This is a genomic window from Natrinema soli, from assembly GCF_028618695.1.
Map to the genome: position 1 here is coordinate 1 of NZ_JAQIVI010000385.1, position 9,482 is coordinate 9,482.

Sequence of the window (9,482 nt, forward strand, 5' to 3'; positions counted from 1 at the left end):
CTCGAGTCGCCGACCGGTGGCAGTAGGGCCGCTGACAGGGCAGTCACTGACGGTGCGGCCAACGACGGTGCGGCCACTGACGATACGACCGGTGACGGATCGGCGAACCGACTCGCGTGCGCCGCGTTCGAGCCGACGAAGCGCTTTCGGAATCGCGTTCGAGCGCTGCGCGTCGGCGACCGGATCACCGCCTGCGGCGAGGTGTCCGGCGGAACGCTCAAACTCGAGAAGTTCGCCGTCCGCGACCTCGTTCGAACCGAGCGAGTCACCCCGATTTGTCCCGACTGCGAGCGAACGATGGAGAGCGCCGGCCGGAATCAGGGCTATCGCTGCCGGGATTGCGAGACTGACGCTGGGGGAAAAACGAAACGATCGCTCGAGCGCGACCTCGAGCCGGGGTGGTACGAGGTACCGCCGTGTGCGCGCCGACACGTCGCGAAGCCGCTCGTCCGCGGTGGGTTCGACGCACCGACGCATCCGGAGCGCTAGTTCGGGCCGGTCCCCACTGAACGGCTCAAAAGTGATCGGCTGAGTACCGAGCGCAACGCGACCGTCGTTCGAAACCGCGGTCAGCGAACGGTGATGCCGCGGCGAGCGAGAAAAGCGCTAGCCGCCTTGATTTCAACGGGGCTGCCGACGATCCGACAGCGGTCCTCCCCGTCCGAGAAGACGGAGACCATGAACTCGTCGTCGAGCTGCGGCTCCACCCCATCGAGCGTCTCCCGCCGGAGGACGATCTGGGTGCTGTCACGCAGCTGCGACGCGTCCGACATGTGTACTCGATTATTCGCCGGTCGTTTATGGGTGTCGAAGTGCGTTTGTATCGGTAATTATACCGGGTGGTAGGATCCGGGCATACACGGTCGCGACCGCATAGACCTCAGTTCGACCGACGCTCGAGGCGCTCAACTGTTGCTCGAGGGCTGACCCGCAGGTATCGTCAACTGGCGTCAGTCCGTCCCGCGGACCGTCACCGTTCGCCTGTCGCTCGCGTGCGGCGATCGCACTACTATCGGGAAGGTGTCGTCGTTGGCCACGGGATAGGTTTCGTAGCCGAGCGAAAGCCGCTGAGACTGGCTGGGATTGAGGCTCACGCGGAGCGTATCGACCACCTCGGGTGAGCGACCGACGACTAGCTGGACGTCGTGTCTGCCGGGCGCGCTCCCCACGTTCTCGACGACGGCAGTCACCGAGAGCCACTCGCCGCCGGTCACCGGCGCGTCCGTCCCGGTGATCGAGACCGCAAACGTCGCCTCGTCCCGTTCCCCACCGTCGCCGTTCCCGTCCCCGCTGCGGCCGTGGACAAGCACCGACCGTGTCGCGGTGTCGTCGCCCGTCTCGACGGAGACGGGGAACTCGTCGTCGTTCTCGACGGGATAGGTCTCGTACCCCAGCGTGACGGTCGTCGTCTCGCCAGCGCCGACGGTTACCTCCCGCGTGTCGACCGTCGTCGGGTCGTGCCCAACGACGAGTTCGACGTCGCGGCCGGCCGGCCCGTCGCCGGTGTTATCGAGCGTGGCCGTCACCTCGAGCCGTGCTCCACCCATCACGGGCGCGTTCGTCTCGAAGTCGGTCACCTCGAGGTGGCCGTGACTCTCGGCGTCGTCGGTCCCGACGACGCTGACGTCGGTCTCCGATGCCGCGTGGCGCGTCTCGACGCGAACGGGGAACGTCTGCGTGTTGCGCACGGTCGCCGTCGTGAACTCGAGTCGGACCGTCTCGCTGTTCCCCGCGAACACCTCGAGCGTTTCGCTGTCGACGCGCGTAGGGTCGTGGCCGACGATCAGCTCCGGCTCCGCCTCGACGAACGCGTGGTAGGTGGAGTTCCCGTCGATCGCGATTTCTGCGTCGACGACGAGATCGTCACCCGCTCGGACCGGCGCGTTCGTCCCGGTGATCGTGACGTCGCGCATCGCGTCGACCGACGGCCCGTCGGTGCGGGCGACCGACAGTCGGCCGTCGCGACAGACGACCCACGCCATCATCGGATAGCCGCCGATGAACCAGATCGCGTCGCGACCGGATATCGCGTACGTGACCGTCGCCGTCGACCCCGACAACGAAGCGTCGTCGACGTACGTCGCGTTGCGTCCTTCCTGCCAGAAGAGCCGCCGGAGCGTCCCGGATTCGTCGGCCGACGACGCGGTCACTTCGACGTCGTCGCGCACCGTGATCGTGGCGTCCGGTCCCGGATCGCAGGTCACGTCGACGCTCGGTGGCGCCGGCGCGTTCTCGGTGACCTCGACCGACCAGGTGATCGTCGTTCCGTCGACGGTCACGCCGACCTCGTGCGTTCCCGGCTCGTCGAACTGACCGGAAGCGGCCGGATTTCCCGTGACGTAGGTGTAACTGTAAAACGGGTCGTACGGCGTGATAGCGTCCCCGTCCGGGCCGTCGACCCGCCAGTCGGCCGCCTGCGGTTCGACTCCCGGAGTCGCCGCGATTTCGAATCCGATGCCGTCGCCGGGTCGGACGGTCGTCGTGCGCTCCGCCGGGACGACGCGCTCGAGGGTGGCCGTCTGCGCACCCCCGACCCCCGTCGTCGCGATGGCACCCACGCTACTCCCCACTGCCGTAACGTACTCTCGCCGTCGCATACGATGATAGATGCATCACAGAACGGTATAGCTAACACAACCTTGGTGAACGGAACGCAATCGAGGAAACGAGTGTTCAGTTCGACGGGAAGTCCGGGGACGGTCAGTGGCCCGGTCGATGTGGCCGTTCGAGTCGCACGGAGCGGGCGGGTAACTCGTTCGGATGCCGTCGCCTCGCGTGCTTCAACGCGTGTCTCGAAAGGGTTTTTCGGCGCGGCCGGTTCCATACTGACAAATGGGGCTCGAGGACGAAATCGAGGAAATCGAGGACGAAATAGCCAATACGCCCTACAATAAGTCGACGGAGGCCCATATCGGCCGGCTGAAGTCGAAGCTCGCGGAGAAGAAGGAGAAACTCGAGACGCAGCAGTCCGGATCGGGCGGCGGCGGCGGGTATTCCGTCGAGAAGCACGGCGACGCGACGGTCGCGCTGGTGGGGTTCCCGAGCGTCGGCAAGTCGTCGCTGCTGAACTCGCTGACCAACGCCGAGAGCGAAACCGGCTCCTACGAGTTCACGACGCTGGACGTCAACCCGGGGATGCTCAACCACCGCGGCGCGAACATCCAGATGCTCGACGTGCCGGGGCTGATCGAGGGCGCGGCGGCGGGCAAAGGCGGCGGTCAGCAGGTGCTGGCGGTCGTCCGCAACGCCGACCTCATCATCTACATGCTCTCGGTGTTCGAAATCGAGCAGTACGACCGGCTCCAGGAGGAGCTCTACGACATCAACATCCGCGTCGATCAGGAGCCCCCACAGGTCACGGTTCGGCCGAAGATCAAAGACGGCATCAAGATCACCTCGAGCACCGACCAGGACTTAGACGAGGAGACGATCAAGCAGGTCATCCGCGAGCACGGCTACGTCAACGCCGTCGTCAACCTGCAAGAGAACGTCTCCATCGACCGGCTGGTCGACGGGCTGATGGAGAATCGGGAGTACATCCCCTCGATCACCTGCGTCAATAAGGTCGATCTGATCGATCCCGGCTACAAGGAGACGGTCGACGAGGAGTTACGTCAGCGCGACTTAGACCCCGAGGAGGTGACGTTCATCAGCGCCGAGGAGGAGAAGGGCCTCGACGTGCTCAAAGACCGGATCTGGGAGCGACTCGGCCTCATTCGGGTCTACATGGAGAAGCCCGGCCGCGGCATCGACTGGGAGGAGCCGCTCGTGGTCCAGCGGGGAACTACCGTCGGCGAAGCCATCGGGAAACTCGGCGGCGAGATGGAAGAGCGGTTCCGCTTCGCCCGGGTCACCGGCCCCAGCGCGGCCCACGACCAACAGCAGGTCGGGACGGATCACGTCCTCGAGGACGAGGACGTGCTGAAGCTGATTCTGCGGCGGTAGCGCGTTCTCCGGTCTCCGACGTACTACTGCTGTGCCGGGCGTAGTCGGCGTTCACCACCCTTCGTTCGTGATTTGTACTGGAGTGGGAATAGTGCCATTTTAACACAATCTATATTTGACACTGGAGATAAAAAAGGACTACTCACGCGCCTCCGTGGGCTTTCGACACCATAATGATAACTGACAGACAGTATTCGAATCGGAACGGTGAAAAATATCCGGCGGCCCCAAGACTAGGTAGCTATGGTTGATTTCGGGTGGCTCTCGCAGCTGATCGAGTCCGGGGCGCTCTCGCTCGTGCCACCGGTGCTCGCGATCGTCCTCGCGATCGTAACCCGTCGGCCGATGCTCTCCCTGTTTCTGGGCATCTGGTCGGGGGCGATCATCCACACCGAGGGCCTCGGCATCGCACAGACCTTCGACTGGATCGTCAGCGCGATCATCGTCGACGACGGCTTTCACGTTCAGATCCTCCTCTTCACGCTGCTGCTGGGCTCTGGCGTCGCTCTCATCTGGCGGCTCGGCGGCGCGATCGCCGTCCGCCAGTGGGCGACCGAGCGTCTCGAATCCCAGCGGACCGTCGGGCTGGCCACGTGGGGCCTCGGACTACTCATGTTCTTCGACGACTACGCCAACACCGCTATCGTCGGGAGTACGATGCGCGAAATATCCGACGAACTGCGGGTCTCGCGCGAGAAGCTCGCGTACATCGTCGACTCGACGGCCGCGCCCGTCGCGACGCTGGGCATCTCGAGTTGGGTCGCGTTTCAGCTGTCGCTGATCAGCAGCGCCTACGAGGACATGGGCGTCGCGAGCGAGGCACCGAGCGCGTTCGAGACGTTTGCGAGATCGATTCCGTACAACACCTACGCGCTACTGGCGATCGTCATGGTCGGGATCGTCGTCTACACCGGCCGAGACTACGGCGAGATGCTCGACGCCGAACACCGTTCGCGAACGACGGGGGCGGTCAACCGCGAGGGCGCACAGCCGCTCCAGAAGGTCGAGGAAGATCTGGGGGTGCCGATCGACGACCGGCCGATGCTTCGAACGTTCTTCGCGCCCGTCGTCGTCCTGATTGCGGTGACGCTCGGAAGCGCGTTCTGGACCGGGTACCAGTCGTGGCTTTCGAGCCAGGCCGAGGCGGGAGCGCCGACGGCGTTCGGTGCCGCCGCGAATGACGCGGGAATGACGCAAGTTCTCATCGACATCGTCGGCGCGGGCGACTTCGCGACGGCGCTGATCTGGGGCTCGTTCGCCATGGTCGTGACCGCGATCGCAATCGGACTGGCCTACGGCCTATTCGATATCGGCGACGGCGTCGATACCGTCATCGACGGCTTCGGTATCATGCTGACGGCGGTGACGATCCTCGTGCTCGCGTGGACGATCAGCAGCGTCGCGGAGACGCTCGGCACCGGCGAATTCGTTGCGAGCGTCGCCGAACCATACATCACGGCGGAGTTGCTCCCCGTTCTCGTCCTGTTCGTCGCCGCGTTCGTCGCGTTTACCATGGGGTCGTCCTGGGCGACGATGGGACTCGTCACGCCCATCGCCATTCAGGTCGCCTCCGAGTTCGGAACCGGGTTCGAACTGGTTCCGGTCGCCGTCGGTGCCGTCTTCTCCGGCGCGATCTTCGGCGATCACGCCTCGCCGATCTCCGACACGACGGTGCTCTCGGCGACGTTCAGCGGCGCGGACCTGATCGATCACGTTCGAACGCAACTGCCCTACGCGCTGACCGTCTTCGGCGTGGTCGTCTGCTGTTACCTGCTCAACGGCTACCTCGGCGTGCCGCCGATCGTCTTCCTGCCGCTGGGGGTCGTCGCTCTCGTCGGCCTCGTCGTCGGTCTCTCGAGACTCGACGCCGACCGGAAGGGGCTCGAGCCGGTCCAAACGAGCCCGGCCGCCGACCTCGCCGAACGAGACGCCGAGGTCGACGCCGATTCGCCTGAGCGGTCCGGCTAGACCGCCGCCTTCGCCAAATTTTTGGAGGGCGCAGGCGTCCGTTCCCGTATGGACGGAACGCTCGATCACACCATGATCCGCGTCGCTGACCTCGAGGAATCGCTCGAGTGGTACCAGGGCCACTTCGACTACGAGGAGAAGGACCGCTTCGAGGGCGACGATTTCACCATCGTCTACCTCGGGCCGGAAGACATGCACGAGGACGGGGCGATGCTCGAAATTACCCACAACGAAGGCGAGGAACCCGAGGTGGGCGACGCCTGGGGTCACATCGCGGTCCGGGTTCCGGAGGGCGAACTCGAGGACTACTACCAGCAACTGATGGACGAGGGCGTCGAGGACTACCGCGATCCCGAGTCCTGTGGCGGCCGGTATGCGTTCGTTACGGACCCCGACGGCCACGAGATCGAGATCGTCCAGCGTGATCAGGGCGCGCTGTGGTCGCTCGATCACACCATGATCCGCGTCGAGGACGCCGACGAGGCGCTGGGCTTCTGGACGCGCAAGTTCGAGTACGACGAGGTCGGCCGCTGGGAGTCCGACACCTTCGCGAACTACTTCGTCGAGCCCGAAGACGCCGCCGACGAGGCGATGTCCGTCGAACTCACCTACAACTACGACGGCCGCAGCTACGAGATGGGCGACGCCTGGGGCCACTTCTGTATCCGTATCGACGACCTCGAGGAGGACTGGGACCGGCTCATAGAGCGGGAGGCCGCGGACTACCGCGATCCCGAGAGCTGCGATAACATGTACGCGTTCACGAAAGACCAGGACGGCCACGAGATCGAACTCATCGAGCGCGACCTCGAGGCCGACTCACTGTTCCCGTTCTAGAAGGGATTCTCGTTCTTCGCTTGCCCCATCGATCCCCTCGATCGATTCGACGGTACACAGGAGTTGTGGTCAGAAGGAGAACGCGCGTCTCGAGCGGCCTCACTGAGTCAGATGCCCGTGGAGGGCAGCGTCTCCTGCGTGGGAGGATCGTGGTGGTCGGGAACCGCCGCCGTCTGTTCGAACTCATCCAGTCCCTCGAGGGACGCACAGTTATTGTATCGATCGGCGGTGTAGTCGGTGAATTCGCCGGATTCGAACGCGGTCCGGAGCTCCTGACAGTGATCGCGGACGGTCACGTCGGCCTCGTAGCCGAGCACGTCGGCGATCCGATCGAAGGCGACCCGGTAACTTCGGTCGTCCGTCCGATCGTCGTGATACTCGATCTCGGCGTCGGGGAAACAGTCGGAGACGATCGTCGCGAGTTCGTCGATCCGGTAGTTCTGCAGCGTCGATCCGACGTTGAAGACGGTATCCCCGACGTCCTCGATGGGCGCAGTCAGGCAGTCGACGTAGGCGCGTGCGGCATCGTCGACGTGGACGTTCGGCCGATACTGATCGCCGCCGAAGACGGGAACGACGCCCTCGTGGTACGCCTTGGCTGGCAGCACGTTCCCGACCAGATCGAATCGCATTCTGGGCGAGCAACCGTAGACCGTCGCCATCCGGAGGATCGTCGGCGAGAAGTTCCCGTCGGCGAAGGAGCGAAGGACTCGCTCGGACTGAATCTTCAACCGGGCGTACAGCGAGACGGGGTTGAGCGGCGCGTCTTCGGTGCAGTTCCCGTGGTCGGCTTCGGCCCGCCCGTAGACGCTACAGGAGGACGCGAACAGGAAGCGATTGATCTGGTAGTACTTGCACAGCGACGCCACCAGCTGCGTCGAGTGATAGTTGTACTCGAGGGTCTTCCGCGGATCGAGTTCGGAGGCGGGGTCGCCGACGATGCCGCCGAGGTGGATGACGGCGTCGACTCCCGCGACCGCGTCGACGACCGTCTCGACCGATCGAGCGTCGCCCCGGATCACCGAGAATCGGTCGCGCTCGAGGAGGTCGGCGATCCCGGAATCGCCGTATAACAGCGGATCGAGCACGCGGACGTCGAACCCGTCGTCGAGCAGTTGTCGGCAGAGAACGGATCCGAGATACCCCGCACCGCCGACCACGAGGACCGTCTGGACGGCAGTCGGGTCGATTCCCTCATCGTGCGGTCGGTCGTCGTCGGCCACCGCGGTCACGTCGACGCTGCCGTCCCCGTCGACGACCGGGACCACGGTGGAGCCGGTCCGGTCACGTTCCATCGCGAATCCGATCCGGTCCCCCTTCGTTGCAGTGCCGGTCCGATCCCCCTCCGTCGCGTCGGGTCGATCCCCACTCGCCGCGGACCCGTTTCGATCACCCGCAGTCTTCGAACTCAGTCGTCCGCCGATCGGACGACTCGTTTCGTCCGCATCGAGGACGGTCGGATCGTCGTCGACGACGGCCGATAGCGGCGTCTCCAGTGCGACCCCCGAACGAAGTTTCCGTCTGAGACGTTCGGTCGTCGCGGTCCCGACGAGCCGATTCTCCTCGTCGACGACGACGATACCTCCCGATCCGGAGCGATCGATCCGGGCCATCGCTTCGCGGATCGATATCCCTTCGTCTGCTGTGACTGGCCATCTCATGGTTGCGTTATCGACTGCCGTACGTGGTCGGTCAGACACCGACGCCGACACGGCTTGTTCAGTCTACCCTGACGATACCCCTTTGTTATGGACGCGTTTTGGTGGCAGAACGGCCGCCAACGGACACGGTTTCGGTTCGAATCGGCTGGAACGACCGAATCGCTCGAGCGGCGATCGAATTCACTTCGACCGGGCATCTCGAGCCTCGAGACTCGGCGCAGTAGAACGGCCGCGTTCGATGCCCGCGCTGACGCCGGCGACGATCCGATCGACCTCCGCGGGGCGCAACTCGGGATGAATCGGGAGGGAAAGCACGCGACCGGCCACGTCCTCGGTGACGGGCAGCGATGCCGACTCGCCGTCCTCCTCGCTGTAGGCTCGCGTCTGGTGGACGGCGGGTTCCCAGTAGACTTTCGACGCGATCTCTCGCTCGGTCAGGGTGTCGATAACGACCGATCGATCGACGTCCGTCTCGAGCGTGACCGTATACAGCTGATAGACGTGCCGGCCGCGACCGGCGGCCGCGTGCGGTTCGACGTCGGGAACGTCGGCGAGCCCCGTCGACAGGCGGTCGGCCGCACGTCGTCGACCGGCGATGTTAGCCTCCACCTTCTCGAGTTGAGCGCAACCGATGCTCGCGACGAGATCGGACATCCGGACGTTCGTCCCGACGCCGACGTACTCGCCGCTGTCGGCCGACTGGAAGTACTCGTCGGACACGCGACCGTGTGATCGATACCGTTCGACCCGACGGGCGATTCCGTCGTCGTCGGTGACGACAGCACCGCCCTCTCCCGTCGGAAGGATCTTGTTCTGACAGAAGCTCAACGCCGCGGACTCCCCGAACGTTCCCAGGAGTGTGCCCTCGTAATCGGCCCCGAACGACTCGGCCGCGTCCTCGATCAGCGGGATATCGGCGTCTGCGGCCAGCTCGGTGAGCGCGTCGATTTCACAGGCGGCACCGTAGGGGTGGACGGGGACGATCGCGGCCGTGTCGTCGGAAATCGCGTCGGCGACGGCGTCCGGGTCGAGCCCGTAGGCCGCGGGCTGGATGTCCGCGAACACCGGGCG

General features: G+C 65.0%; 7 protein-coding genes and 1 pseudogene. 4 read left to right on the top strand and 4 right to left on the bottom strand.

Annotated elements, in window-relative coordinates; all coding sequences use genetic code 11:
* Window positions 1–489: pseudogene (locus PGX04_RS21550) on the top strand (single stranded DNA-binding domain-containing protein); the annotation flags it as partial.
* A gap of 80 nt (window positions 490–569) precedes the next feature.
* Here the strand turns inward: PGX04_RS21550 and PGX04_RS21555 are convergent.
* Window positions 570–773, bottom strand: coding sequence for a VNG_1110C family protein (locus PGX04_RS21555; RefSeq protein ID WP_273740386.1), 204 nt, complete (start codon window positions 771–773; stop codon window positions 570–572).
* Window positions 774–950: 177 nt separating this feature from the next.
* A complete protein-coding gene (locus PGX04_RS21560) occupies window positions 951–2,597 on the bottom strand; it encodes a hypothetical protein (RefSeq protein WP_273740387.1) in 1,647 nt (548 codons plus the stop codon).
* A 235-nt stretch (window positions 2,598–2,832) separates the two neighbouring features.
* Between PGX04_RS21560 and PGX04_RS21565 the strand changes: the two genes are divergently transcribed.
* From PGX04_RS21565 to PGX04_RS21575, 3 genes are all read left to right on the top strand, one after another.
* Complete coding sequence (locus PGX04_RS21565) at window positions 2,833–3,945, top strand: OBG GTPase family GTP-binding protein (RefSeq protein WP_273740388.1); 1,113 nt, start codon at window positions 2,833–2,835, stop codon at window positions 3,943–3,945.
* 243 nt (window positions 3,946–4,188) lie between these two features.
* Window positions 4,189–5,913 (top strand): Na+/H+ antiporter NhaC family protein, encoded by a 1,725-nt coding sequence (locus PGX04_RS21570; protein ID WP_273740389.1) that lies wholly within the window; start codon window positions 4,189–4,191, stop codon window positions 5,911–5,913.
* 48 nt (window positions 5,914–5,961) lie between these two features.
* Window positions 5,962–6,750 carry a VOC family protein gene (locus tag PGX04_RS21575; RefSeq protein WP_273740390.1) on the top strand — a complete coding sequence of 263 codons (789 nt, stop codon included), beginning with the start codon at window positions 5,962–5,964 and terminating at the stop codon, window positions 6,748–6,750.
* A gap of 107 nt (window positions 6,751–6,857) precedes the next feature.
* Here PGX04_RS21575 and PGX04_RS21580 read toward each other — a convergent pair whose 3' ends face one another.
* Together PGX04_RS21580 and PGX04_RS21585 are read right to left on the bottom strand one after the other, a co-directional pair.
* Window positions 6,858–8,411 (bottom strand): NAD-dependent epimerase/dehydratase family protein, encoded by a 1,554-nt coding sequence (locus PGX04_RS21580; protein ID WP_273740391.1) that lies wholly within the window; start codon window positions 8,409–8,411, stop codon window positions 6,858–6,860.
* Window positions 8,412–8,591: 180 nt separating this feature from the next.
* Window positions 8,592–9,482 (bottom strand): DegT/DnrJ/EryC1/StrS family aminotransferase (locus PGX04_RS21585; RefSeq protein ID WP_273740392.1); only part of this gene is annotated, 891 nt, incomplete at its 5' end.

What these genes read in the sequence shown, in the direction of transcription:
- PGX04_RS21575 (WP_273740390.1), top strand. Translation starts at nt 5,962, where the DNA reads ATGGACGGAACGCTCGATCACACCATGATCCGCGTCGCTGACCTCGAG.
- PGX04_RS21570 (WP_273740389.1), top strand. Translation starts at nt 4,189, where the DNA reads ATGGTTGATTTCGGGTGGCTCTCGCAGCTGATCGAGTCCGGGGCGCTC.
- PGX04_RS21560 (WP_273740387.1), bottom strand. Translation starts at nt 2,597, where the DNA reads ATGCGACGGCGAGAGTACGTTACGGCAGTGGGGAGTAGCGTGGGTGCC.
- PGX04_RS21565 (WP_273740388.1), top strand. Translation starts at nt 2,833, where the DNA reads ATGGGGCTCGAGGACGAAATCGAGGAAATCGAGGACGAAATAGCCAAT.
- PGX04_RS21555 (WP_273740386.1), bottom strand. Translation starts at nt 773, where the DNA reads ATGTCGGACGCGTCGCAGCTGCGTGACAGCACCCAGATCGTCCTCCGG.
- PGX04_RS21580 (WP_273740391.1), bottom strand. Translation starts at nt 8,411, where the DNA reads ATGAGATGGCCAGTCACAGCAGACGAAGGGATATCGATCCGCGAAGCG.